Annotated in this window: 24 protein-coding genes and 5 pseudogenes; 15 read left to right on the top strand and 14 right to left on the bottom strand. The window is 70.5% G+C overall.

Translation table 11 applies throughout. From position 1 onward, the window contains the following. Positions 1 to 89: 89 nt before the first annotated feature. The 4 genes from ACFY0O_RS00410 to ACFY0O_RS00395 all read right to left on the bottom strand — a co-directional run bounded on the left by ACFY0O_RS00410 (position 90) and on the right by ACFY0O_RS00395 (position 3,744). Positions 90 to 848: an ATP nucleotide 3'-pyrophosphokinase gene (locus ACFY0O_RS00410; protein ID WP_388940836.1), complete on the bottom strand. Its 759-nt coding sequence runs from the start codon at positions 846 to 848 to the stop codon at positions 90 to 92. 193 nt (positions 849 to 1,041) lie between these two features. After that, positions 1,042 to 1,803 (bottom strand): metallophosphoesterase family protein, encoded by a 762-nt coding sequence (locus tag ACFY0O_RS00405; protein ID WP_388940835.1) that lies wholly within the window; start codon positions 1,801 to 1,803, stop codon positions 1,042 to 1,044. Positions 1,804 to 2,014: 211 nt separating this feature from the next. Further along, positions 2,015 to 2,632 carry a pyridoxamine 5'-phosphate oxidase family protein gene (locus tag ACFY0O_RS00400; protein WP_388940833.1) on the bottom strand — a complete coding sequence of 206 codons (618 nt, stop codon included), beginning with the start codon at positions 2,630 to 2,632 and terminating at the stop codon, positions 2,015 to 2,017. A gap of 35 nt (positions 2,633 to 2,667) precedes the next feature. Further along, the gene (locus ACFY0O_RS00395; RefSeq protein WP_388940831.1) at positions 2,668 to 3,744 is read right to left on the bottom strand and encodes a globin domain-containing protein; all 1,077 of its coding nucleotides are present in this window, start codon (positions 3,742 to 3,744) and stop codon (positions 2,668 to 2,670) included. A 663-nt stretch (positions 3,745 to 4,407) separates the two neighbouring features. On the opposite strand from ACFY0O_RS00395, the gene ACFY0O_RS00390 reads away from it, so the two are divergent. Continuing rightward, the gene (locus tag ACFY0O_RS00390) at positions 4,408 to 5,625 is read left to right on the top strand and encodes a phosphatidylserine/phosphatidylglycerophosphate/cardiolipin synthase family protein (RefSeq protein ID WP_388940829.1); all 1,218 of its coding nucleotides are present in this window, start codon (positions 4,408 to 4,410) and stop codon (positions 5,623 to 5,625) included. Between the two features lie 396 nt (positions 5,626 to 6,021). Then, positions 6,022 to 7,247 (top strand): annotated as a pseudogene (locus ACFY0O_RS00385) (NAD(P)/FAD-dependent oxidoreductase); the annotation flags it as partial. Here ACFY0O_RS00385 and ACFY0O_RS00380 read toward each other — a convergent pair. Then, positions 7,231 to 7,407 (bottom strand): annotated as a pseudogene (locus tag ACFY0O_RS00380) (SAM-dependent methyltransferase); the annotation flags it as partial. The pseudogenes ACFY0O_RS00385 and ACFY0O_RS00380 sit on opposite strands and share 17 nt — an antisense overlap. A 6-nt stretch (positions 7,408 to 7,413) precedes the next feature. Beyond that, entirely contained in the window at positions 7,414 to 8,109 is a 696-nt protein-coding gene (locus tag ACFY0O_RS00375) for an alpha/beta fold hydrolase (protein ID WP_388940826.1), read from the bottom strand. Positions 8,110 to 8,847: 738 nt separating this feature from the next. Between ACFY0O_RS00375 and ACFY0O_RS00370 the strand changes: the two genes are divergently transcribed. Beyond that, positions 8,848 to 9,060 (top strand): hypothetical protein, encoded by a 213-nt coding sequence (locus tag ACFY0O_RS00370; protein ID WP_388940824.1) that lies wholly within the window; start codon positions 8,848 to 8,850, stop codon positions 9,058 to 9,060. Positions 9,061 to 9,493: 433 nt separating this feature from the next. Here the strand turns inward: ACFY0O_RS00370 and ACFY0O_RS00365 are convergent, their stop codons facing one another. Next, positions 9,494 to 9,886: a helicase associated domain-containing protein gene (locus tag ACFY0O_RS00365; RefSeq protein ID WP_388940821.1), complete on the bottom strand. Its 393-nt coding sequence runs from the start codon at positions 9,884 to 9,886 to the stop codon at positions 9,494 to 9,496. A gap of 163 nt (positions 9,887 to 10,049) precedes the next feature. Continuing rightward, the gene (locus ACFY0O_RS00360; RefSeq protein ID WP_388940820.1) at positions 10,050 to 10,409 is read right to left on the bottom strand and encodes an immunity 53 family protein; all 360 of its coding nucleotides are present in this window, start codon (positions 10,407 to 10,409) and stop codon (positions 10,050 to 10,052) included. 171 nt (positions 10,410 to 10,580) lie between these two features. On the opposite strand from ACFY0O_RS00360, the gene ACFY0O_RS00355 reads away from it, so the two are divergent. From ACFY0O_RS00355 to ACFY0O_RS00330, 6 genes and pseudogenes are all read left to right on the top strand, one after another. Then, a complete protein-coding gene (locus ACFY0O_RS00355) occupies positions 10,581 to 10,997 on the top strand; it encodes an SRPBCC family protein (protein WP_388940817.1) in 417 nt (138 codons plus the stop codon). Next, positions 10,997 to 11,425: a MarR family winged helix-turn-helix transcriptional regulator gene (locus tag ACFY0O_RS00350; RefSeq protein WP_388940816.1), complete on the top strand. Its 429-nt coding sequence runs from the start codon at positions 10,997 to 10,999 to the stop codon at positions 11,423 to 11,425. Before ACFY0O_RS00355 ends, ACFY0O_RS00350 begins: the two co-directional genes overlap by 1 nt. Positions 11,426 to 11,605: 180 nt before the next feature. Then, positions 11,606 to 11,698, top strand: a pseudogene (locus tag ACFY0O_RS00345) (hypothetical protein); the annotation flags it as partial. 143 nt (positions 11,699 to 11,841) lie between these two features. Beyond that, on the top strand, positions 11,842 to 11,991 hold the full coding sequence (locus ACFY0O_RS00340) for a hypothetical protein (protein WP_388942274.1): 150 nt from the start codon (positions 11,842 to 11,844) through the stop codon (positions 11,989 to 11,991). A gap of 123 nt (positions 11,992 to 12,114) precedes the next feature. Continuing rightward, positions 12,115 to 12,282, top strand: coding sequence for a hypothetical protein (locus tag ACFY0O_RS00335; RefSeq protein WP_388940814.1), 168 nt, complete (start codon positions 12,115 to 12,117; stop codon positions 12,280 to 12,282). A gap of 834 nt (positions 12,283 to 13,116) precedes the next feature. Then, positions 13,117 to 13,842 carry a DUF6461 domain-containing protein gene (locus tag ACFY0O_RS00330; protein ID WP_388940812.1) on the top strand — a complete coding sequence of 242 codons (726 nt, stop codon included), beginning with the start codon at positions 13,117 to 13,119 and terminating at the stop codon, positions 13,840 to 13,842. A gap of 118 nt (positions 13,843 to 13,960) precedes the next feature. Here the strand turns inward: ACFY0O_RS00330 and ACFY0O_RS00325 are convergent, their stop codons facing one another. The 3 genes from ACFY0O_RS00325 to ACFY0O_RS00315 all read right to left on the bottom strand — a co-directional run bounded on the left by ACFY0O_RS00325 (position 13,961) and on the right by ACFY0O_RS00315 (position 15,974). Continuing rightward, positions 13,961 to 14,521, bottom strand: coding sequence for a hypothetical protein (locus ACFY0O_RS00325; protein WP_388940809.1), 561 nt, complete (start codon positions 14,519 to 14,521; stop codon positions 13,961 to 13,963). Between the two features lie 269 nt (positions 14,522 to 14,790). Beyond that, a complete protein-coding gene (locus tag ACFY0O_RS00320) occupies positions 14,791 to 14,997 on the bottom strand; it encodes a transposase domain-containing protein (RefSeq protein WP_388942196.1) in 207 nt (68 codons plus the stop codon). A 578-nt stretch (positions 14,998 to 15,575) separates the two neighbouring features. Next, entirely contained in the window at positions 15,576 to 15,974 is a 399-nt protein-coding gene (locus ACFY0O_RS00315; protein ID WP_388940807.1) for a TipAS antibiotic-recognition domain-containing protein, read from the bottom strand. A 269-nt stretch (positions 15,975 to 16,243) separates the two neighbouring features. Here ACFY0O_RS00315 and ACFY0O_RS00310 point away from each other — a divergent pair. Beyond that, positions 16,244 to 16,321, top strand: a pseudogene (locus ACFY0O_RS00310) (VOC family protein); the annotation flags it as partial. A 26-nt stretch (positions 16,322 to 16,347) separates the two neighbouring features. Here the strand turns inward: ACFY0O_RS00310 and ACFY0O_RS00305 are convergent. Both ACFY0O_RS00305 and ACFY0O_RS00300 read right to left on the bottom strand, forming a co-directional pair. Next, positions 16,348 to 17,283: a DUF5996 family protein gene (locus ACFY0O_RS00305; protein WP_388940804.1), complete on the bottom strand. Its 936-nt coding sequence runs from the start codon at positions 17,281 to 17,283 to the stop codon at positions 16,348 to 16,350. A gap of 227 nt (positions 17,284 to 17,510) precedes the next feature. Continuing rightward, a complete protein-coding gene (locus ACFY0O_RS00300) occupies positions 17,511 to 18,185 on the bottom strand; it encodes a TetR/AcrR family transcriptional regulator (RefSeq protein ID WP_388940802.1) in 675 nt (224 codons plus the stop codon). 116 nt (positions 18,186 to 18,301) lie between these two features. On the opposite strand from ACFY0O_RS00300, the gene ACFY0O_RS00295 reads away from it, so the two are divergent. From ACFY0O_RS00295 to ACFY0O_RS00285, 3 genes and pseudogenes are all read left to right on the top strand, one after another. Beyond that, complete coding sequence (locus tag ACFY0O_RS00295) at positions 18,302 to 19,540, top strand: MFS transporter (RefSeq protein WP_388940799.1); 1,239 nt, start codon at positions 18,302 to 18,304, stop codon at positions 19,538 to 19,540. Between the two features lie 227 nt (positions 19,541 to 19,767). Further along, a complete protein-coding gene (locus tag ACFY0O_RS00290) occupies positions 19,768 to 20,607 on the top strand; it encodes an SDR family oxidoreductase (protein WP_388940796.1) in 840 nt (279 codons plus the stop codon). A gap of 84 nt (positions 20,608 to 20,691) precedes the next feature. After that, positions 20,692 to 21,042: pseudogene (locus ACFY0O_RS00285) on the top strand (transposase); the annotation flags it as partial. Here the strand turns inward: ACFY0O_RS00285 and ACFY0O_RS00280 are convergent. Continuing rightward, positions 21,023 to 21,607, bottom strand: a complete 585-nt coding sequence (locus tag ACFY0O_RS00280) for a YncE family protein (RefSeq protein WP_388940794.1) — start codon at positions 21,605 to 21,607, stop codon at positions 21,023 to 21,025. The pseudogene ACFY0O_RS00285 and the gene ACFY0O_RS00280 overlap by 20 nt on opposite strands. Here ACFY0O_RS00280 and ACFY0O_RS00275 point away from each other — a divergent pair. Together ACFY0O_RS00275 and ACFY0O_RS00270 are read left to right on the top strand one after the other, a co-directional pair. Continuing rightward, positions 21,505 to 22,557 (top strand): cytochrome D1 domain-containing protein, encoded by a 1,053-nt coding sequence (locus ACFY0O_RS00275; protein WP_388940792.1) that lies wholly within the window; start codon positions 21,505 to 21,507, stop codon positions 22,555 to 22,557. The two genes, ACFY0O_RS00280 and ACFY0O_RS00275, sit on opposite strands and share 103 nt — an antisense overlap. 523 nt (positions 22,558 to 23,080) lie before the next feature. Continuing rightward, positions 23,081 to 23,998, top strand: a complete 918-nt coding sequence (locus ACFY0O_RS00270; protein ID WP_388942195.1) for a DUF5829 family protein — start codon at positions 23,081 to 23,083, stop codon at positions 23,996 to 23,998. Positions 23,999 to 24,382 lie beyond the last annotated feature (384 nt).

Genomic DNA, 24,382 nt, shown 5'->3' with positions numbered 1-24,382 from the left:
GCCTCGGCCGGCCCGGGCCGGGAGCATCCCGCCGTGGTGCCGGAGATCCGCCGGTTCCGGTCGGCGGTGCCGGCGCCCTCGCCTGGCGCTCAGAAGACGACGGGCACCGGAACGGTGGTGTGCTCGGGTGCCGTCAGCCGGTCGGCTCCGTCGGGGACGGGGACGGCGCGGAAGAGGGCGTCCTGCTGGGCCTGGAGTTCCTTCTTCCGCTCGGGGCTGGTGGAGGGCAGGCGCTGCTCCTCGTAGAGGAGGTGGGTGGCTTCCTGGGCGTGCTTGCTGGCCGGGGTGTGGAACTGGATCTCGTAGAGCTGGCCCGAGCGGGTCGCGCGCCAGCCGGTGTTGAGGCCCTTGTAGCCGCTGGTGCGGTTCCAGGTGTTGGCCCACTTGGTGCTGTCGTTGCCCCAGGCCGCCAGGACGGTGGATGCCTGGGTGACACCGGTCGTGTAGTGGTCGTCGGGCCACTGCAGGGTGTAGCGGACGGCGTCGGTGAGCCTGCCGAGGACGCTGTCCACATCCTGCCTGGGGTTGTCCTTGAGGGAGGTGGCGACCTTCCGCTTGAGTGAGTCCGCGGACTTCAGCCGCTGGTCGAAGCCGATGAGTTCGGCTCCCGAGATCTGGGCGGCGGCGCGTACGTCGGTGCTGATGGCCTTCTCGGCCTGCCGGGCCCGGTCGAGGTAGGCGTCGACCTTCGCGTTGTCGACGCTGTTGAGAGTCAGGCCGCCGGCTCCCTTCCAGTCGTCGTCCCCGGCAGCCGCCATTGCGGAGCCGGCTGTCGCGGTGACGGCCATGGTGAGCGCTGCGGCGAGCAGGCCCTTGACGATGGGGGAGCGGCTGGTGGTGAGGGTCATGCGGTGTCCGCCTTCACGCTGGTCGGGGTGTGTGCCAGGCACAACCACCCCAGTGGCCAGCGGGTTACTGTCCAAGATGTGCGAGGACCTGTGGCTCGCCGCCGCCCAGGCGAGCCGCGCCCCGGTCCAGGCCGCCGGCTCACCCTGCCCGTGCGGTGACCGCCGTCCCGTCAGCGTAGGCGGGGAGCGGGTGTCACAGACTCTGATCGCGTCCGTCGCGTGGGGAGAAGGCGGCGAGGGCGTCGGCGTCAGTCGCGCGAGCGTGCAGGAAGTAGTCGGCCCACGCGGTGATGTCGGGGTAGGACGAGTCCTGGCTGATCCGTGCGGCCGCGGCTTGGAGGTCGAAGTGCGTGGTGCGGAGTTCGACGCCCGGCCCGAGGAGGGCCCAGTGTGCTCCGGTTCGTCCGTAGGGCATGCCGATGCTCCCGGGGTTGATCACGAGCCGGCCGTGGGCGAGGCGGACGAACGGCATATGGGTGTGGCCGCAGACCACGGTGCGGATGTCCGGGTCGAGTCCGCTGAAGACCTCCTTCCAGCGGTCGAGGCGGGAGTCGACCAGGACGACCTCCTCGTCGTCGCGAGGGGTGGCATGGCAGAACAGCACCTTGCCCAGCCCGTTCACGGACAGGGACAGTGATCGCGGCAGCGAGCCGAGAAGGTCGAGGTGGTCCTCGCGGAGCTGTTCGGCTGCCCAGGGGGCGATCGGGTCGGGGATCGTGTCGCGGTCTCCCCGGCGGTATTCGAGGAGTTCGCGGTCGGCGTTGCCGCTGATCCATATGACGCGCTCGCCGAGGCTGGTCAGCAGGTCGAGCACCTGGGCTGGTTGTGGGCCGGCGGTGATGTCGCCGGTGAGCACGATGTGATCGGCGGTGCTGACGTCCGGTTCGGCGAGTACGGCCTCCAGGGCCGGTAGGACTCCGTGGATGTCGGACAGGACTGCTACTCGGTTCGGCATGGTCACCATGGTGGGGTGGCAGCAGCCGAAGGGTGTGATCTTTCGCCGGGGGCGTAGTTCAGGCGCGGTGGGGGGACGCGTGAGCCCGGCCGGCAAGAACAACGACCTCGGGCCGACGGTCCGGACGGCGGTGTCGCCGGCCGGACCGTCTGGCGGGCACGCCCCGAACTCCAGGGCCGTTGGGCAGTACCGCGCACCGGCGCACACCGCGTCAGGATAGGCCCGACCACACCGCGGTACGGCGCTTGGTGAAGTAGTCCGCGTCCCTGGGCCGGGCCGGGTCGTGGGCCGGGGGACGGGGAGCCGGTTCCAGGTGGGGTATGTACTTCGAGCAGTGGATGTACGCCTCCTGGACCGTGAGGTGAACCCACAGCTGGGGCCCCCGCCCCGGGGCGACGTCGGTGGGCAGGCCGGGGTGGACCCGGCGCAGCTCCGTGTCCTCGTAGAGCCGCGCGACGCCGTTGACGTGCAGTCCCACGTGGTGGTGGGTGAAGTCCACGAAGAGCATGCCCAGGTGCGGGTTCTCGCTCATGTTGCCGGCGCTGGCCAGTACACCGTTCCCACGGAACTCCGGGTAGGCCAGCGTCCGGTAGTCGATGACGTGGACGAATCCCGGCGGCCCGGCGCGGAAACTGGCGTCGCACTCGCCGTGGCCGTCGGCGGTCGCCAGGAACACCATGCTCTGGCAGCCGATGAACTCCCGCATCTCGTCCGTCAGGTGGGAGCGTACCTGCTGGTCGTAGAAGCGGGCGGCGCGCTCGGCCGTGCCGAGCTGCTGCTGCAACCGGCGCTCACCGGCCGAACCGGACGACGGTGGAGGGAAGATCACGGGGCTGCTCCTGGGAAACTGAAGGGGGATCCGGCTCAGCGGGCGGACAGGACGGGGGTCTCGAACGGGTCGTGGTGGATACGGTCGGGCAACGTACCGTGGCGGGTCAGCGTTTCGCTGGCGGATGTGACCATTGCCGCCGGTCCGCTGAGGAACACGTCGTGCTGGTACCACGGCCCGTACTCGGCCAGCACCTTCGGCAGTGACCCCCGGATGCCGGGGATGTGTTCGTGGGAGACCGCGCCCCGCAGGGTCAGCCAGTGGTGCCGCTGGACCATCCGCAGCATGTCGTCCACCCCGTACAGTTCGTCACCCGTGCGGGCGCCGAGGAACAGGGTCACCTGGTGGTGCCCCCCGCGACGGGCGACCTCTTCGACGAGGGCGCGGATCGGGGCGAGCCCCGTACCGCCGGCGACGCAGAGCAGGTCCTTGTGCACGGCCGCGTCCAGGACCATGTCGCCCATCGGGGGGCCGAGCCGCAGCACGTCGCCCACCGCTGCCCGGTGTACCAGCGCCTCGCTGACCGACCCGCCGGGGACCGCGCGGACGTGGAAGGTCAGGGTGCCGTCGGCGCGGGGGGCGTTGGCGGGGGAGTAGTAGCGCCACAGCTTCGGCCACCACGGCGTCTCCATGCTCACGTACTGTCCGGCCTGGTACGCGTAGGGCAGGTGAGGGCGCACGGTGACCTCGGCGATGCCGTGTCCGCGGGGGAGGTGGTGCACCACCGTGGCGGGCCAGACGGCGGGCCGCACTGCCTCGTCCTCCTCAGCGGCGCTGATCATGACCTGGGAGACCACGCCGTACGCCTTCGTCCACGCGGCGGCGATGTCCTGCGTCCAGGCCGGCCCCGCGTAGCGGGCGAGAGAGTCCAGGAGGCACTCGCCGACCGCCGGGAAGTGCGCGGCGAGGGTGCCGAACTTGCGGTGGTCGCGGCCGAGGTGCCCGCAGAAGCGGATGAGGTTCGCCGGGTCGTCGACCACGTCCACGATGTGCAGCAGCGCGCGCAGGAGGCGACCGCGCTGGGCGTCCATCCCGGGCGGGAACAGCGGACGTACTTGCGGGTAGCGGGCGAACAGGATGGCGTAGAAGTAGACCGTCATCTCTGCGGCCACGGGAGCGACCACTGCTGCCGAAGCCTTCACCAGGCGTATCTCGTGCTCCGACAGGGGCGGTTCGGAGGCCTGGGGCGGCGCAGCGGCGGGGGTGCGATGGTCCGCCGGTTCCGTGGGCTCGTGGGCGGGCGGATTGTGGGGACGGCCGATCCGGAACCTCAAGGGACGAGCGCTCCTCCGCTCGTTGCCCGGACGGGTCTGCGTATCGGGGCGGAAGGATCGATGGCGTGTCGGGAGAGCATGAATCCTCATCGGGTAGGGGCGCCGGCCCTAGAAGCGGATGAGATGCTTCCGGACCGCCCATGATCTTTGAACAGATTGCCGATTGCGGGAAGGGTTGTATCCGCTAGAACTCGTTCCCGGATCTTGTCGCATCATGTGGGCGGCTCAGGGGATTCGAACGAGGAATTCGGGGAATAGACCGCGGCCGCCGGCCGGGCCTCGAACGCCGTGGTGGCCACGGTGCCGCACACCGCGTGCCGGACGCGCCCTGCTCGCCCCGTCGGGCAGCGCCCGCCCAGGAGGAGTCCGGACGCGGCCGGCTGCACGACTCGTCCGCGCCGAAACCGACCGCGGTCGAAGACCGGACGGCCGCGTCCTCTGCCCCGCACCGGTGCAGTAGGCTTCCGCGGCTTACCGATTCCCTAGCGACAAGGACTCTCGATGACTGTCGTGGAGCAGCATCGCGGTGACAGCCCGGCGGGTATACAGAGGCTGCGCCGCCGCTTGGAGCGGTTGATCGGGATTGCCGCAACGGAGGGGAACGCACTCACCGCACTGCGCAACGGAGACGAGATCTTCCCCGCGATGCTGAGCGCCATCCGTGACGCCGAGCACACGATCGACATGATGACTTTCGTGTACTGGCGCGGTGAGGTGGCCAGGGACTTCGCCGTCGCCCTGGCCGAGCGCGCCCGCGCCGGACTGCGGGTACGCCTGCTGCTGGACGGCTACGGCGCCCAGAAGATCGAACCGGAACTCCTCGCCGACATGGAGGCCGCCGGAGTCCAGGTCGCCTGGTTCCGCAGACCCCTGTGGCTGTCGCCCCTGAAGCAGAACCACCGATGCCACCGCAAGGCGCTGATCGTCGACGAGCACACGGCCTTCACCGGCGGCGTCGGCATCGCCGAGGAATGGTGCGGCAACGCCCGCAACCCCGACGAATGGCGCGACACCCACGTCAAGGTGCGCGGTCCGGCAGTCGACGGCATCGCGGCGGCGTTCGCCCAGAACTGGGCCGAGTGCCACGACGAGCTCTACGACGACCGCGACCGTTTCACCGAGCACGAGCAGCCCGGCTCCTCGGTCGTCCAGGTGGTCCGCGGCTCGGCCAGCTTCGGCTGGCAGGACATGCAGACCCTGATCCGCGTCATGCTCACCTCCGCGGAGCGCCGCTTCCGCCTGGCCACCGCCTACTTCGCTCCGGACACCTACTTCGTGGACCTTCTGTGCGCGACGGCGCGGCGCGGGGTGACGGTCGAGATCCTGCTGCCCGGACCGCACACCGACCAGCGGGCCTGCCAGCTCGCCGGCCAGTTCCACTACGCCCGCCTCCTGGAGGCGGGCGTGTCGATCCGCCAGTACCAGCCGACCATGATGCACGCCAAGATCATGACGGTGGACGGACTGGCGTCGCTGATCGGCTCCACCAACTTCAACCGGCGTTCCATGGACCATGACGAGGAGGTCATGCTCGCCGTCCTGGACGAGGACTTCACGGCCGGCCTCGACCGGGACTTCGACGCCGACCTCGAACGCAGCGTCACCATCGACGCGGGCCGTTGGAAGCGCCGCGCCCCCCTGCAACGTGTCCGGGAGGCCGCGGTCCTGCCCATACGCCGCTTCCTGGAGGCGACCGCACGGGCGAAGCGGCCGGACTGAGCGGGCGCAACACGCCGACCGACCCTTCGACCATCACCGTGCGGTGGCGGCGTCCCCGCACCGGCGCTCGGCGTCGTGCGTCGCCCAGCCGCGGCCGCAGCGGTGAACGGCCGCACACGCCTGGTCAGCTCTGGTGTCGGCGCTGCAGCAGATGTCGGGCGACGAGCGCTGCGGCCAGGACGCCGAGCGCGACGAGTACCGCGTCCTCGCCTTCTACCCCGGCGACGCCCCCCCGTGTGCACCGCACAGCTCGCCACCCTCACCGCCTGAACACATTCACACACACCGCCCCACCGTCGTGGATCTCCACCAATCCAGCCGCCCCGCCGCTGCGAAGTACGGGTGAAGCGCAGCAGTCGGGCGGCGTGTCGAGTGGCGGGAGCGGTTGTGGTGGAACTGCGGAAAGCGGCCGTCGTGGGAGGCGGGGTGCCTGACCGCGGCCTACGTCCTCGCCTCCTCCTACGAGGTCACCCTCTACGAGGCCGACGGGCGGCTCGGCGGTCACGCCCACACCCGCGACCTGCCGGCCCCCGGCGGGGGCGCGGTAGCGGTGGATTCGGGGTTCATCGTCCGCAACGGGCGCACCTACCCCACCCTGCTCCGGCTCTTCCGCGAGCTGGACGTCGGCACGCAGGACGCCGAGATGAGCATGTCGGTCCGCTGCGACGGCTGCGGCCTGGAATACGCGGGCGCCCGCGGCCCGGCCGCTCTGTTCGCCTCGCGGGCCTCCCGGCGCGGCCGCCACCTGCGGCTGCTGGCCGAGGTACCCGTCTTCCACCGCAGCGCCCGCCGCTTCCTCGCCCGCGCGGCCGACTCCGGCGTCACGCTCGGGGACTTCCTGCGCAAGGGCGGATTCTCCCCCTACTTCGTCAGCCATTTCGCCCTGCCGCTGGTCGCCGCGGTGTGGTCCTGCCCAGCGCAGACGGCCCTGTCCCACCCGGCCGCCCACCTGTTCACGTTCCTGCACCACCACGGCCTGCTGTCCGTCACGGGCGCCCCGCGGTGGAAGACCATCACCGGCGGCTCCGCCGCCTACGTCACCGCCGCCGCCAAGCACATCCAGCGCGGCCGCACCTCCAGTCCGGTCGAGGCGGTCCGGCGCACCGGCCGTGGCGCACGGGTCACCACCGGCGACGGCGGCACCGAAGCCTTCGACGCCGTCGTCATCGCCACCCACCCCGACCAGGCCCTGGGCCTGCTCGCTGACCCCACCGCCGACGAGAAGCGGCTCCTGGGCGCGTTCACCTACTCCCGCAACCCCACCGTGCTGCACACCGACACCGCCGTCCTGCCGCGCTCGCCCCGGGCCCGCGCCTGCTGGAACTACCGGATGACCGGCTGTGACCCCGCCACGGAACCCGTGCGCGTCAGCTACGACATGCGGCGCCTCCAGCACCTGCCCGACGGCGCCGACTACGTCGTCACCCTGGGCGCGGCCGACGGCATCGCCGCCGACCGGATCGTGGAACGGATGATCTACGAGCACCCGGTGTACACCCCCGCCTCCGTCGCGGCGCAAAAGCAGCTGCCCCGCCTGAACGACGGGGTCACCGCGTTCGCGGGGGGCCTGGCACGGCTGGGGCTTCCATGAGGACGGCTGCCGCTCCGGCGCCGCTGCCGCCCACGGACCTCGAGTCCGGCGTCCTCCAGGAGGTCCACGGTCCGGCCCACGGGGCGCATGTGCATGTCGGGGGCGATGTAGGTCTCGATGAAGGCGCCTCCGCCGGGGGCGTGTGGGCCGCGGGACATCTGCTGGATCAGCAGCCGGCCCTCGGGACGCAGTGCGAGTTACCGCCAGGCGGTGCTGGTGGCGATGATTGCCTGGGCCAGGGCCATGGGCTGAGTGCGGGCAATGAGGTGGCCGGCCCCACGGATGGGCCGGATGGTGGTGTGAGGAGCCAGGTGCAGCAACTGGTCGATGTCCTCGTCAGTGAGCGACGACCCGTGGTCGCCATGGACGAGCAGGACGGGCAAGTCGAGTTCCGCAGTGACCTGCCGTAGCCGGGGGACCTGGGCAAGGATGTCCTCGACGAGCTCGGAGTGGGTGTTGAGGGGGCCGACGGAATCGAGGAAGCGGCGGACTCTGGAAGGGTCGAGGCAGGGGACGACATCGACCAGCACCAGCCCCGCCACCCTGGCCCGCGCGGCCGGATCCGTGAGGGCGGCGACGGCCGCGAGCCCGCCAAGTGAGGCACCGACGACCACGCTTGCCGGTGGCTCGGCCCGCACCATCGCGGCGACGTCGTCCGCGCACGCGGACAGTGTCCGCGCCCTGCCCTCGCTGTCGCCGTGGCCTCGCTGGTCGAAGGCCACACACCGGTACCCGGCATCGACGAGGACCTCGCTGACCGGTCGCCACACCTGACGACGTTCGCCCCCCGCGTGAAGGAGCAGGTAGGTCGGCCCGGCACCCACCTCCTCACCGCGCAGGACCGCATCGGGGCGAGTGATCCGCCGTACTCGTGGGGCGGCAGGACCGATCATGAAACTGACACCTTTCCTCCTCCTGCCAGCACGGGTCCTTGGCCAGGCCGCCAGGGCCGACCGGTGGCCCAACGGAATGCGACACTGGGTTCTACCCACAGGACACGTCGGGAACGGTACTCGCACCCTTCCGCACGCTCGACATGCTCGACGTCGCACCCGGCCACCGCGTCCCGGAGACCGGCACCGGTGCCGGCTGGAACGTCGGCCTCCTCACCCACCGGCTCCGCCCTCGCCATTCACCACGATCGAGGTGGACGGCCTGAAGGCGGTCGCCCGGGAGCCGCACGTGATCTTCGGCGACGGCCGGCCTCGGCCACACGGACGCCAGCCCCTACGACCGCATCCCCGCCACCTGCTCAGTGCGACCATCCCGGCCGCCTGGCTCACCACCCCGCGCCTGCTGCGGCGCCGGTGCGGGAGGCTGCGGGGCGTGGGCAACACCCGCCAGCACGGCGGCCAAGCCCTCCTGGAGCCCGCTGTCGCAGGACGCCGGCGCAGACCCGGGTCGGCACCGCGCTCGTCGGGACCCCGACGCACGGCGTCGCCTGGTGTGGCCCAGCGCTCTTCCAGCGCGGCCACTACGCCCTGGTCCGCGGGCCTCCGCGGGTCCGCACGTGGGACGTGGGGGCGGTCACCCGCTCCGGGCGGGCGTGTGGTTCCCCATCCGCACCTGGCAGCCCGAAGTCGTCGGACGCGCCCTATGCGGGGCGGCGAACGGTCGGTAGGGTCCCGCACATGGCTGAGATCGACGCAGATGAGCTGCTGAGGCGAATCCGTGCAGCGCGGGACTGGGCCGCTGCGGAGGATGAACGGCTGCATGCCGCCAGCACGACCGGTGGATCCGACGACCAACGCCTTGCAGATGCCACGGCATCGCGGATCTACAACAGCATCCGGGCAGTCCTCGACGAGATCATCGAACCGGGCAAGCACTCCCGGGGGAACTGACTTCTGGGGCCGATCCGCTACCGCGCCCGCTGCTGCGCGATGTGATCATGCGCGGCCACGCGCTGGTGTTCAGCCGCTGCCACGCGCGGCTCCGGGTGCCCGGTCTCACCACCCCTGACCGTCGCCGGGGACGGAGCCGCTGGCAGCGCTGGGGGAGGTGCGCATCATCGACTGGTTCCGCTCAGGGGCGGGCGGCCTGCGGGTGACGCTGGCGTGGTCGGCCATGCCGCGGGGCACCGCGGAAGGGGCTGCGGGCGGGGTGCTCCGGCACGCGGTGCCCTACGTCGGCCCGGGCGAGGAATGCGTCTGCCACCACCATGACTGCGGCGGCGTGGTCCCGGCCGACTCCTGCTCCGAGCACGGCGCCGCTCGCCGCTGCTTCTGGTTGGCGCTCCAGACCCCGGTGCGGTGTTCGGTCCCGTCCGGGAGCCGCTCAACATGTCCTCGCCCGGGGGCGGGCCTGGATGCCCGTCTGGAAGTCGGCTGCGCCCCGCCCGGACCCTGAGCCGCGCTCGTCTTTGCGGGCGCCTGGTGGGCCCGCACGGTACGTGCCGGGGGTGACGCCGAGCGCGGCGAACCGGGCCTGCTGCTCGGCGTTCAGCCGAGCCCAGTCCCGTCGTTGGGCGGCCAGCCACCGGCCGACGTCCTCGCCGGGCCGGGTCACGCCGGGGGTGATGGCCTTGAGGCGGGCGCCCTCGTCGAGGAGCTGGGTGAGGTAGGCGTAGTGGCGTTGCCAGTCCACCCTCCACCCCAGCGTCGCGGGGTTCCAGTCCTCGTCGATCGCGGCCAGCGCCTTCGCCCGCCGTGCGGCGGCCCCCGGGTCCATCCCGAGTCCGCCCGGCCGGCGGATGTTGGTGAGCCACTGCCCGATCTGGACGACGAGGATCGCCGCGCCCCGCGGCGCCGCCGGCTGCGATGCGCCGGTTTGGTGTCAGTGGGCGTTGGCAGTGGCGGATCGTCAGCTGGGCGTGTGTTTGCTGGTCGGCTGACTAGTGCTCTGACCGGGAAGGCTCCCCGGGTCGCGGGTCTCCCGCTGTCTTGCACGGGGTCTTCTCGGTCGCCCAGGAGCGGAACATCGTGAGGGCCTCGGTGAGGTTGCCGGGGCCGCACGCGGCGTGGAATGCCTTGTCGGATGTCCATGTCGAGACCCAGTCGTGCGTGGTGCGTTGGACATCCTGACGCGGGTATTCGTGCTCTGCGAGGTCCGTTTCCTCTAGATCTATGCGGACTGTCCAGCCTGGGTTGTCAAGCGTGTCGATCTTCACGCCCCACTCGTGCTCCCAGTCACCGTCGCACTGCGCCATGTACCAGTCCTGCAGCCAGCCGAGGACATGTCCGGAGTCGCTCATGGCGGGGATGTCAAGTGGTCGGCTCCGGACGCATTTCGGGGGTTGACGTAGAAGTGGTGCTGCGTGAGGGCTGCCGCTGGGGCGAAGGAGGGGCGCTGAGGGGCGTGTGGACAAATAATCTCCGCGCAGATAGTCTTCTCGAAGAGAATCTTGCTGACCAGGAGGCCACTGATGTGGACGTACGAGCACAGCACCGAGACCGACGCCGCACCCGAGGGGATCTGGCGCCTGTGGGCTGACGTCGAGAACTGGGGAGTCTGGAACACCGACATCGCGAGCATCCAGATCAGCGGCCCGTTCGCGGCGGGCGCTGAGATCGTGATGACGCCAGCCGGCCAGGACCCGGTGCACCTGATCGTCACCGAGGCGACCGTCAACAAACTGTTTGTGGACGAGGCCCGGTTCGACGGGCTGCTCCTTCGCACCATTCACCGGCTCGACCAGGGCGAGCGAGGCCGCACTCGAGTGACGTACCGGATGGAGATCACCGGCCCCGGCGCCGACCAGCTCGGCCCGCGGATCGGTCCGGCCGTCACCGCGGACTGGCCCGAGACCATGGCCGCCCTGGTCAAGCTGGCACAGGACTGATGGCCCTCAGCCCCGGCGACAGCCCCGGATTCCTGCTCTGGCACGCCACGCTGCGCTGGCAGCGCGATATCGCCGCGGCCCTCGGCCCAATGGACCTCACCCACGTCCAGTTCGTTCTCCTTGCCTGCACCTGGTGGCTGAACACGCACGGCGAACACCCCAACCAGCAGGCCCTGGCCCGCCAGGCCGGCACCGACGTCAAGATGACCTCGCAAGTCCTGCGCGCCCTGGAGGCCAAGGGTTTGATCGAGCGCGAGGTCGACCCCGCCGACACCCGCGCCAAACGGCTGCGTGTCACCAGTGCCGGAGCCGAGCTGGCTCCGCGCGCGATCGCCGCCGTCGAGAACGTCGACGCACGTTTTTTCCAGCCGGTGGCGCACGACGACGCCGTAACCATGCTCAGCCGCCTGGCCAACCCCGAATCCTGAAGCCCCCAACGCGGACACCGACGGCCCCAAATCCGTCGCCCGACGGTGTCCGCGTGACACCGTCGGGTCCGCCCCAACGCCGAGGAACGGCGACTCCTTCGCGTGCCTGCGAGCGCCATCGGCTGAAGAAGATGGCCTACGGTCACAAGCCCCCCCCATCAACTCCGCTGCCGGGCTGGGGTGGTGCTCGCTGCGGCCCGTGGACACTCCAACGCCCGGATCGCCCGCGACACCGGCCTGCACCTGGACACGGTGCGCACCTGGTGGGGAGGCTTTGCCAATGGAGGACTGCCCGCCCTGGCCGACCGCAACTGGTCCGGCCGGCCGCCCAGGTCAAGGCACTGGCCCTCCAGTTACCCGCCGAGAGTGGAGTGCCGCTGGCACGCTGGTAGTGCCCGGAACTGGCCCTGGCGGCCATGGAACGGGGCATCACCGCGTTCATATCGGCCTCCGCCGTGCGCCGCTGGCCGGCCGAGGCGGCACGCAAGCCCTGTCAGAACCGCTCCTGGATCTTCCTCACCGACCTCGGCTTCCGTATCAAGGCCGGACGCGTCCTCCATCTGTAGGCACGCCCCTGGCAAGGCCACCCACTCGGACCGAACGAGTACGTCAGCAGCGCGGACGAGAGGGCCTCCGTCCAGGCCCGCTGCCGCTGCCACCCCACCCTGGCGCCCGGACAGGCCAGAGCCATGCGCGTGAACCACACCTACGGCCGCGGCGGCGCCCTGGCCTACCTCGCCGCCTACGACGTCCACCACGCAAAGGTGTTCGGCCGAGCCGAACCACGCACCGGCATCGACCCGTTCATGAACCTGGTCAACCAGGTCATGAGAACCTCGTTCCGCCTCGCCGGATGATCAACCCCCAAAGGACTTCCGGAGCCGAGCACTTAGCCCCCGACCATCACGGGCACCGTCGCCCGCCCTCAGCTCCTCATTCTCGGCCGCCACAACCAGGATGGTCGGCTGCGCGCGGTCGGCCGCACGGTACCCCTGAGCCCGGACATCTCCCGGCAGGTTGTTGAGTACCTGGCCGCGCCGGCCCGGGGCACCCCTGGACGGGTGTCAGGTTCGCGGCGGCGTGGGGGAGCCGTGACGTCCTGGACGTGATCCTGGTGCGTCCGGAGTCGAGACGGAGATCCCCGGCGAGGAGGCTGAGAAGATCATCACCGTCAAGGCGGCAGAATCGGCTCAGAACCCCGCTCCGACATGAGGCTGAGTCGGGGCGGGAGCCTGCCACACCGGCCGGGGGCCGGTCCCGCGCCGCCTCCTGCTCGCCGTGCCCCGCCGGGTGGGCCGGCTGTTCGAGCCGTTCGCTGTTGCGGCGGCGCAGGCCACCGGCCGCCTTCACACTGTGCCCGTCTTCACCGCCTCGCAGCCCGCCGAGGGTGCGTCCGCCGGGACCCGGCGCCGTCGGCGATACCGACGGCGCGCAGTGGTGGAAGGCCGGTACGGGCCGGACAGCCGGCGGGAGAGCGGCCACCGGCTTGGCCTCCGGCGGTGGGGACGAGGGGCGGGCATGTCGGAGGCATGCCGTGGCCGAGGAGACGGGGCGGCCGTAGGGGGTGTGGCTCACACCCATCACCTACCCGCGTCGGGTACAAGGCCACGAAGTTGAGCGAGAACGGCGCACGTCAAGAACTGCGCTTTCGCGCTCTGCGCATGTCAGTGGGGGCTGACAGGATGCGCTGCATGACTTCCGCCACCGCAGCCGATTACGGCTGGATACGCTCCCCGGCCTCGCCGTTCGCCTACGGGCTGGAGGTCGGGTACACCCTGACGCTGGTACGAGGGGTCTCTCCTTCGGAGTTGTTCCGGATCGTAGGAGCCGAGCCGCGCGATGAGAAGTGTGAGGGGCTCAGCGATCTCATCTCCGAGCAGCAGGAGTTTGTCGACGAGTCTGAGGAGTGGCCCGATGCCTTCCTTACGGGAGCGTTCACCGTGCCGGGCGAGGGCGGCGAGTGGACGCTCGCGCTGGAGTTCGGAGGCGACCTGGGCACGCGCCCGCGCCTCATGGAGACATTGTCCGCCGGGACGCGTGGTGTCTCTCATTCGAGCAACGGGGGCAAACCCATGGACTTCTTCCACTGGTACGAGGACGGCGAGCTGCGGACCACCTTCGAATGGCCGATGGTTCGGACTGGCAGTACCCCCGATGAGCTGAACGCCTTGATGAGGGAGGTCGGCCTCAACCCGGCAGGGGACACCGATCCGGACGTCGACAGGAAGGCTGCGGTCATGGCGCTGGCGGAGCGCCTTACCGGCGTGCGGGTGACCGCGCAGCTACTGGCGGAGTCCGAGTACCAGCTCGGGGTAGTCCCGGAGGAACCCGTCGAGGATTGGGAGAGCGTCACCGTCGACATCACGGACGCGCACGGCGAGCAGACGTATGCACAGCTGCGACGAGATCAGCTCTGACACACGAGGGGTCGGCAACCACCGACATTTCGGTGTCGCCCAACAGGGGCAGGGTGTAGGCGCCTTGCCTGACCTTGGCGATCCGTCTCTGTCGGGACCATGTGGCCACAGAAGCTGTTCACGTTGTCGACTTCGACTTCTGCGGCCAACTCCTGGGCGTCCCAGTGGCGACCGGGTTGGAGCGCAGAACATCGAGTCCTCGGTCGATCAGGGATGGCGGCCGGGGAGCCGACTGTGGCGTGACGGTCGGGAACGGGTGTCGACGAGGCATGAACGGAGCGGTCGTCGGCTGGATGGCGTGGACGCTGATCGTCACGGAGTCGTTTCGTGTGCCGCTGCGAGGTCTCGGGTCCTCGGGGTTCGCGTAGGTGCAGCGGGAGATCGGGCACTTCACCTTGCGCAGGCTGATCCGCGCTCGGCGGGCTGGCAGCAGGTTCGAGAGCACGGCCCGGCCTATGAGGGTGTGGTGCAGGGCGTAGTAGGCGGATTCGATCTCCCAGCGTTCGTGGCAGAGCCGCACGAGCGCCCCAGCGGGGTCCAGATCGGGATCGAGCAGGGTGGTGGCCAGCCGGTATCCGTCGTGGAGGCGGGTGCCGTCCGCGCAGGTCGCGGTGATGTCGGCCTCGATGATGCGGACCGTGACGCCGTGGGTGTGAGCCAGTAGGGAGCCGTCGTGCACCCGGCCCACAGTGGGTGGGCGCCGGCTGGAGGTGATGCGGACCAGGAACTGGGCGCCGGCGGCGGCCTTCGCCAGGAACTTTCCGTCGTCGAAGTCTCGGTCGGCGAGAACGAGCTCCTGGGGCCGAACCCGTCGCCGAGGAGGCCGCGACTTCCGGTCTCGACCAGGGCCATCAGCCGTAGGAGCGGGTAGCCGGTCCAGCCGTAACGGTTGCGTGGCCGGCCGAACCGGCCGCGGTTGCGTTCGGCGTCCAGCACCGTGATCGAACTTCACCCCTCGAAGGCCACGATCTCGAACAGCGCCTTCACCGGTGCCGCACCAAGACGTCGGCGCAGGTCGCGGAGTGCCTTCTCCGACGGCGTGGGCACCGGCAGCCCGGTCAGGCCGACGACGTGTTTGTCCCAGACCTTGGCGTGGCCCAGGTGCGGGGACAGCCCGAGGGCAAGCACGAAGTAGACGCCCACTCGCGGGGGCAGGGACCGTAACCGGCTTTGGACGGCCCCGGTCTCAGCCAGGACGGCGGCGACCGAAGCCCCGTTCGCGGGTGAACCAGGAAGGCGGGCGTTGAGTTCGGCGAGGATGGGCGCCGGCTTGAGTGGCCGCCGGGCGACGACGTTACCTGGCCGGTGAAGGCGCGGGCGGTGAAGGAGCCCGCGAAGTACTCGTCGCCGTCCTGGTAGGTGATGAGGGCGGCTGCGGGGATGTGGCGGCGTACGCGATGGCGGACAGCAGCTGGCCGGCGCGGCCGGACACCCGCGTACCCCCGGAGTCGGGGCCGGGCAGGTCGAGGTGGAGAGGCTGGCGCATGCCGGTGAAGTGCAGGGCGAGGCGGCCGGAAGCAGGCTCCACGGCCACCAGCCGGTCGGTCCTCATCCGCGCCTGCCTGACGCACAGCCACACCGTGGACCGTCCACCCGACCCCCTCACCCCTTCACGTCGGCCGGTCGCCGCCAGCCCCCAGGGTGGCAGGACGGGAGATCTGCTTCCTCCTCCCAGGGGCTGCGGCAGCCCGGGGCCTGCCCCGTCCATGCATGGCCTGGCCCGTGTCCCCCGACTACGCCGAAGCCTCGGCCCCTGCGCTGGCGGCGAACCCGCTCCCCTGCTCGGCGAACACCTTGATTGCGGCGCCCAGGAAATCCACCATCCCGGGGTGGTAGGAGTCGTGGAACGCCCTCATGGCCTCGTCCTCGGCGTAGAAGAGCGACATGCCGACGTAAGCCTCCCTGGAGGGGGTGTAGAACCGGCTGACGATGTCGAAGTGCCTGCGGACGAGCTCCTGGATCTGCTGGTCCTCTGGCAGGGAGCCGCCGTCCAGGAAAGCCGTGATCTCGCGGTACAGGACGTCCCAGTCCTGGTGGACCCGCTCCCTGTCCACATGTTCCCAGTGGTTGGTCCCGGCAAGGCTCTTCGCCTGCTCCTCGGCCAACGCCCGGCGACACTCGTCCTCGTACATTTTCCCCACGGCACCGGTTCCCATCGTTTCGTCACCTCTCCGGTGGATCCCCGAGAGGCCGCCGACATGTCGACGTCGACCGGCTGCCGATGATCAACTGCCGGTCCAGGCCGAACGGTGACACACAGACACCGGGTCGGCAAACCATTTCTTGGACCCGCCGGCGCTCCGTCCCGGTCGGCAGGCGGCAGAAAGGCGCAGCTCGAACGGCGAGCCGTCGCCGCTTGAGAGGGGCGGTAACAGGCTCCGGGGTGCGGGAGCCGGTCCGAATGTCGCGGGCGTTCCATGCCGATGTGCTGGGCGGGCAGGTGGTGTTGGAGGAGAACCCGTGCATCATCAAGGCTGCACCGCGCTGTACTGCTGACGGAATTCGTCAGATGCGACGGACCGGGTCCGTGATTCCGCCGGGGCACGCAAGCGCCGCGATGTCCCATCCGGCGCGTTGGGCCCCGGCCTGGTAGGCGCTTTCGTAGAAGGCGAGCACGGCGGCACGTGGATCGGCCTCGGCGCGGGCCGCGTCGTAGCGCAGCACGGCCAGGTGGCTGTCGCCGCGCGCGACCCACTGCGCGGACGCCGGGCTGAGCGGCGCCTCGGCCAGGCCGGCGGGCTCGGGGGCGGTGTACGAGTAGAACGCGGGCTCGGCAAAAGCGTCGTCGCCGAACCAGAAGCCGAAGCTGATCACTTCCGAGGAGTACGCCTCCCGGGTGACGGGGTCAGCCTGCCTGGGCTGGTCGACCCGGCGCCCGGAGAACCGGCTGTGGGCGATGTCGAAGGTGTGCCAGAAGTGGTGCACCGGGCTGGCCTTTCCCGAGAAGCCCGCCGCGAACTCCTCCAGCACGGACGTCACCTGGCTCAGCACCCGCCAGTAGCGGTTTGCCGCTACCGGGTCGTAGGTCGCGTGCTCGGTGTCCTCGGCGAACGGCCGGTCGGTGTCGGGTAGATCGAAGGGTCTGGGAACGGCGATGTTCACCTGGACGCCGAGCGCGGCCAGAGCGGCCAGGGTCTGATCGTAGAAGGACGCGACGGACTGCCCCGAAAGCGGAAAGGACCGCTCTGCGCCGTCCAGCGTCATGACGGCGAGCCGGTGGTCGACGAAGTCGAAGTCGACCGTGAAGATCGGATTCCTGTCGACCTGACCCATCGGACGGGTGGTGATGCCGCGCCCAGTGACATGGAACGGAACGTTCCACCAGTGGTTGCGCCGAGTGCTCGCAGCCAAGCGGATCTTGCCGACAATCTGCTCGAAGCGGTGCAGCGTCTCCTTCGTGTCCCGCCACTCCGGCAGCGGCGCCGGCGGAAACAGCTCCATCGCCTGCTCCTTCCCGCCCGGCGCTCACGCGGTGGCCGGGCCGTCTCATCATGGCCCCGCCGGGGACATCCCGCACGCCGCCGAGGGGACCCTCCGGCCAAGGTGGGAATTGGACAGATCCAGTGCTCAGTCACAGGTCCCTGGTGTGGCTGTGCATCGAACCTGGCCATTGAGCATTGGAGTTGCCCATGTGCATTCCGGCTTGCGGCCGGGAGCGGCTGGGGGACTCAGCCTGTGGGGGTGTGGAGGATGCCGTTGATCAGGACGTCGAGGGCCCAGGTGTCGCGGTCGCCGGGGGAGAGGAGGGCGTGGCGCAGTGAGGTGATCATGGGGTAGCGGTCGGCGGGGAGGGCGGCGTAGTGGCGGTCGGCTTCGGCGATGGTGTTCTCCTCGTCGGCCTGCTTGGTGTTGTAGGTGCTCTGTTCGGCGGCGGCTGCGGCGATGTGGAGCCACAGGAGGTCGACGGCCCAGGCTGCGGCGGTGTCGGTGAGGCCGCCGGTCTTGAGGAGGGCGAGCAGGCGGTCGAGGACGAGGAGGGCGTTCTCGCCGGTGGGGATGGCACCGAGCGCGACCTGGGCCAGGCCCTGGTGCCGGCTCATCGCCTCCACCGCTGCCCGGGCCAGGGTTCGCAGCTGTTCCCGCCAGTCGCCTCGTGGGGGGAGGGGTGTGTGGGGGGCGGGGGCGAGGGCCTGGTCGAGCATGGCGGCCATGAGGTCGTCGCGGTTGGCGACGTAGACGTAGAGCGAGGCGGGGCCGGTGTCGAGCTCCTTGGCGACGCGGCGCATGGTCAGGGCGTCCAGGCCGTCGCGGTCGAGGATCTTCAGCCCCGTGCGCACGATGACGTCGCGGCTGAGGGGGGCCTTCGCGGGCCGCGCGCGGCGGCTTACCGGTTGCGTGCTCATGGGTGAATCCTAGCCCGGGACGAACAACGTTTGACACGAACAGTGTTCGTTCCCTACCGTCGGAACGAACGCTGTTCGCGACGAATTATGTTCGTCCCGCTCTGGAAGTACCTCCCATGACCAGCACCACCGCCGTGACCGCTGGGGCGGGCACGCTCTCCCCCTCCCGCCGCTGGGCGGTCCTCGCCGTGATCCTGGCGGCCGAGATCCTCGACCTGATCGACGCCACGATCACCAACCTCGCCGCCCCCACCATCACCGCCGACCTGCACGCCGGCCCGTCCTTCGTCCAATGGCTCGGCGCCTCCTACGCCCTCGCCCTGGGCGTGCTCCTGGTCGTCGGAGGCCGGCTCGGCGACAAGTACGGCCGCCGCCGGGTATTCCTGACCGGCCTGGCCGGCTTCACCGCCGCCTCGGTCGCCTGCGGCCTGGCCACCGGCCCCGCAATCCTCATCGCCGCCCGACTGGCGCAGGGGGCCTTCGGCGCCCTGCTGATCCCGCAGGGCTTCGGCATCCTCGGCGCCGTCTTCCCCCGCGACCAGATCGGCAAGGCGTTCAGCGCCTTCGGCCCCGTTCTCGGGCTGTCGGCGGTCGGCGGTCCGATCCTCGCGGCCACCCTTATCGACACCGACCCCTTCGGGCTCGGCTGGCGTTCCATGTTCCTGATCAACATCGTCCTCGGCGGCGCCGCCCTGATCGCCGCCCACCGCTTCCTGCCCTGCGACACCGGCGAACCCGCAACCGTGATCGACCCCCGCGGCTCACTGCTCCTGGCGGGCGCGATGTCATGCCTGCTGTTCGGGCTGATCGACGGCTCCGATCACCACTGGCGCCCGGCCTCCTGGGCCACACTCGCCGTCGGCGCGGTGTTCTTCGCCCTCTTCGCCCGCCGCCAGGCCACCGCCGTCAGCCCATTGATCCAGCCGTCCCTCTTCCGCAACCGCGGCTTCGTCTCCGGCCTCACCCTGGGCATCGCCTTCTTCGCCGCCGTCTCCGGCCTCCTCTACGTCATCTCCCTCTTCCTCCAGGGCGGCCTCGGCTACACGCCCCTGCGCACCGCCCTGACCGGCAGCGCGCCGATGGCCGCGGGCATCGTGATCGCCTCGATCGCCTGCTACCAGCTGATCGCCAAACTCGGCCGCACCCTGATCCTGATCGGCCTGGCCACCACCCTGGCCGGCACGCTCGCCCTGGCCGCCGCCGTCCACATCTGGTCCACCACCACCGGCCCTGCCGTGATCGTGCCCGCGGTGCTGGTGATCGGACTGGGCATGGGCACCTGCTTCGGCACCGTCTACAACATCACCTCGGCGACGTCACCCCCGACGAAGCAGGCTCCGGATCCGGCTCCCTGACCGCCGTCCAGCAACTCGCCAACGCCCTCGGCGCCGCCGCCGTCACCACCGTCTACCTCCACACCCCCCACCACCCGGCCCACGCCATGACCCTCAGCCTCCTGATCGTGGCCGCCATCACCACCGCCTGCTGCGGCCTGGTCCGCCTCCTGCCGAAGAACGCCCAGCCCCAGCGCCACTGACCCCCACTCCACCCGCTGACCAGCACAGACAACCAAGGAAGCATCATGATCCTGATCACCGGAGGCCGCGGCGCGGTCGCCACCCACCTCACCCACCTGCTCCACCACGCGGGCCTGCCCGTCCGGGTCGGCTCCGCCCAGCCCGACCGGCTCACCCCGCCCGCCGGCGTCGAGACCGTGCGCCTCGACCTCACCGACCCGCAGACCTTCCCCGCCGCCCTGGCCGGGATCACCGCGGTCTTCCTCTACGCCAGCCCCGACCACATCACCGACTTCACCAACCACGCCCACAAGGCCGGCATCGAGCACGTCGTGCTGCTGTCCTCCTCCACCGTGCTCGGCCCCGACCCGGAAAGCGACCCACTCGCCACCTCCCACCTCGACGTCGAGAAGGCCCTGCTCGCCTCGCCACTCACCACCACGATCCTGCGCCCGGGTTCCTTCGCCTCCAACGCCGGCGCCTGGGCCTGGCCCATCAAGGCCGGCGAGCCCGTCAGTCTCCCCTTTCCCGGCGCCCACAACGACCCCATCCACGAGAAGGACGTCGCCGAAGCCGCCCACGCCGTCCTCACCGACACCCGCCACCACGGCGGCCAGTTCACCCTCACCGGCCCCCAGTCCCTGACCTTCACCCAGCAGATCGACCAGATCGCCGCCGTCACCGGCAACCCGATCACGGTCAACCACGTCACGCGCGAGGAGTGGAAGCAGGAGATGGCCGACCACCTCCCCGGCCACTACGCCGACGCCCTCCTGAACTGGTGGGAATCCAACGACGGCAAGCCCACCCCCACCACCCGCACCGTCGAGGAACTCACCGGACACCCCGCGCGCCCCTTCACCACCTGGGCCGCCGACCACACCGCCGACTTCACCACCAGCTGACGCCGGACCGCAGGCGCCGGGTCACGGCTTGTCGTGACCCGGCGCAAAGCACCGTATTCGTCCATCGAGGCCAAGTACGGTGCTCTCTCGCGCCGGGTGCCCAACAACGACCCCGAGCTCCCGGAGCTGACAGGCGACGTTCTCGCACTCGCCGAGGACGGGCCGGTGACCTGGGCCGTCGACCTGAACGCCGGCGGCGGCGCTTTGCTGATCGCCCTCCTGACCAGCCACCATCAGCGGCTCCACTACATCCCCGGCCGCACCGTCCACCACGCCTCGCGCGGCTACCGCGGCGACGGCCAGGCACGGATGCGCCGGGACTCGCAACCTATGCAGGACTGGGACGAGATCGCGGTGGACCTGAAGATCCTCACCGGCCCCCGCTACGACCTCGCCGCCGACCGCACCCGCGTCATCAACCGGATGCCTTCGGCGTGGGGCGCCAGCAAGCCAGTCCCCAGGCACTCCAGTTCCCGCGGGACTGGTGCTGCAGGGAGGCAGTCCCCGCCCGCCAGATGGGTGTCCGGATCCGGTGCGAGCAGCGGATACGGGTTGACTGAGCGCGAAGGGTAGCGGGTTGAATGCCCTGAGCGGGCCGTCCGCTCAGAAGCCGATCCCACACCGTCCCGCAGCAGTTCTGCGTGATCCAGGCGTGGCGGCCGTCCGGCGTCAGCGCGATACGGGTCGGCCCTTGGACGTCGAAGGTGCCGGTCGCCCTGTTCGTGCTCGTGTCGATCGCGGACACGCTGTTCGAGCCCTGGTTGGTGACGTAGGCCCGGGGCCCGTCCGGGCTGAGCGCGACGTCCTGCGCCGAACCGAGGTAGATGTGGGCGGTTCGCTGCAGCGTGTGCGTATCGATCACCCTCAGCCCCGGTTGCGGGTGCTGCCGGGCGCGGCATGCTGGAAGAGGGGCAGGAGGCGCCCATGAGTACCCGCTCAGAGATCCGGTGCGGCCTCGCCGCAGCCCTCCTTGCTCTGATGGGCTTGGTGCTGTCACCATGCGCCTCGGCGTCGACCGAGCCGTCCCCGACTCCCTCTCCGCCCCGTCCTTACATAAGTGTTCCCGGCCATCCGTACGGCGTCGCGATATCTCCGGACGGCGGCCACGCGTACGTCACCACCACCGGGTGGCCCGAAGCGCTGGTGGTGACCGATACGCACACCAAGCAGCAAAGCGCCCGCATCTGGACCGGGGGAGTGGATGTCGGGATCAGCCCCGACGGCCGCCGGGCCTACACCACCGTCCAGGCGGCCTGGTCGGCCAATGATTGGCAGCTCCGCCCCGGGTCGGTGAAAGTGTTCGACACGGCCACGAACACGGAGATCGACTACATCAAGGTCGGCGTCAATCCCGTGGGCTTGGCGGTTGCCCCCGACGGCCGCCGCGTCTACGTCGCCAATTCCGGATCCGATTCCCTGTCCGTGGTGGACACGGCGAGCGGCAAGGTTGTCGACGAGGTCAAGGTCGGCAGCGACCCGGTCCATGTGGTGGCGTCCCCCGACGGCCGCCACGTGTACGTTGCCAACTCCGGCTATGGGACACCCGCCTCCCTGTCCGTGATCGACACGGCCACCGACAAGGTCGTCGGCTGGCCCGGTCGCCTCGGCGACTTCACGTACGGCCTTGCGGTGACACCAGACGGACGCCGGCTCTACGTCACGGACCTGTTGGGCACGGTGTCCGTCGTCGACACGGCGACCGGCAAGGTGACCGGCGGGCCCATCCCCGTCGGGTGGCACCCGAAGGACGTCGTGGTGAGCGCTGACGGCCGCCGCGCCTACGTCGCCAACGAAGGCGCGGACAGCCTGTCCGTGATCGACACGAGCACGAACAAGGTGACCGAGACCATCAGTGCCCACCATCCGACCCGTATCGCGCTGACGCGGGACGGCCGCCACGCCTGGATCACGGAGTACTGGGGTGGGCGGGTGTGGGTGGTCGACCTGTGAACCGGTCAGCGGAGCGGGCCGGCTTCCTGCACCTGTCGTGACGGCGTCGATGGCCCCACCGTCCGCGCGCGACGGCGGGCCTCGGCCCGCGCCGCCAGCGACTGCGCGAGCGCAAGGGCTTCACTCCGCGTCGTCGTCGTTCACCGCGCCGGCCCGACGGTGCGAAAGCGGGGGCGCTGCCGCGGAGGGTTCGCGACCGGGACTACTTCTTGTTCGTCGTTTCGTCCGCCAGGTCTTGCCTTCCTCACCTGGCTGGACTACGAGAGCGACTGGAACACCTGGCTGACCGCCGTGGGGTCGGGCGCCTGACCCCCCGCAGGGCCGCCGGCCGGTCCCGCCGGATCCGGCCGACGGCCGCCCCGAGAGCACGGCCGCGGCCGCCCAAGTTCCGCCTCGAATCGTGTTTCTGACGACCACTCACGCCGCTCGGACGACTCCCTGCACCATGCGCACCGAAAACAGGCAGTGGATGCGGGCCGAGCCGCCTACGATCACGCCCATGTCCCTTCGACGTGCGATACACATGTTCATGGTCCTGGCCGTGACGCTGGCCGGGTTGGCCGGCGCCACCAGCGGGACCGCGTCGGCACAAGAGGAAGGTGCGCCACCCACGAGTCGTCAACTGCTCTTCTTCAACCACGCCTACGGTGTCCTCGACCGGGAAACCGCCGATGCCATCGAGCACTCCGCCTACCTGCGGGACTTCGCGGACTTCCAGGTCCGCACCACGACCGGCTCGGGTGGCGAGACTTGGACCGGGCGCTATCTGAGGGGGCGCGAGACTTACCTCGAGCTCTTCGGGGTCGGTGACGTCCCCGGACAGGACGGAACGCTCGGCGCCGGCGGAATGGGGATCTCCGCCGAACGGGCCGGCGACCTCGCCACCGTCACCGGCCGCCTGCGCGACCAGGGCGTGCAGAACCCGGTGACCTTCCGCCAGACCCGCGACTTCGGCGACGGGGTACCGGTTCCATGGTTCGACGCCGTATTCACCAGCGGCCAGTACGACGGCTTCGGCGCCTGGGGCATGGAATACCTCCCCGAATACTTCGCCGACCCGCGCAGCGACACCGAGCCGGCCTCGTACCCCGGTGATGTCAGCCGCGAGCGGTACCTGCCCGACGGCTACCGCGGCCACCTGATGCGGGACGTGACCTCGATCCGCCTCGCGGTCACCGCCCGTGACCTGGCCAACACCCTGCCCCTGCTCAGGGCAGGTGGCTTCACCGTACGGGAACTCCCGGCCGGCAGCGTTCTGGCGCACGGTGGCGGCACCACCATCCGCCTCGACACCGTCCCCCGCGAGCAGGCCGGCCTGCGCCAGGTGGAGATGTCCCTCAACCACCCGGCTCCATACCGCCACGAGGAGCGGATCGGCCACTCGACCCTCGTCGTGGGACCGGGCGACCGCGCCGTGTGGACCTTCGCTCCCGCGGCGTAGGGCACGTCCCGCCTGAGCGGACTTCTGCGGCCGGGGCGGTGGCGCCGGCGGTCGGACCGGGTTCGGCCGGCCCCGCGGACTTGCCCCGGCCGCCCTCAGGGCCTCGTTCTCTGCCGCCCGGCCTCGGCCACCACAGGCGCGCCCAGCTCCCCCCGGCGACCGGGCCTCCGGCGCCGCGCCGAGGGCCAGCCGTACTACCGGGATCAGCGGTGCTCGCAGAGGCAGGCGGTCCCGACCGGTCATGGCCGCGGCTGTCGTCCGGCATCCGGGGGCCTGCAGTGCTCCCTGATGCGGTAAGACAGGCCGGAGGGACGCCGCGGTACGGACGAGCGGTGCGGACGACCCCGCCGGGTAACGGATCCGCTCCGCCGCCCCCTCCCACGG

The organism is Streptomyces sp. NPDC001594 (assembly GCF_042893675.1).
Taxonomy (GTDB): domain Bacteria; phylum Actinomycetota; class Actinomycetes; order Streptomycetales; family Streptomycetaceae; genus Streptomyces.
The sequence above is the reverse complement of the archived record's forward strand: the minus strand, read 5'-3'. Positions and strand labels throughout refer to the sequence as shown.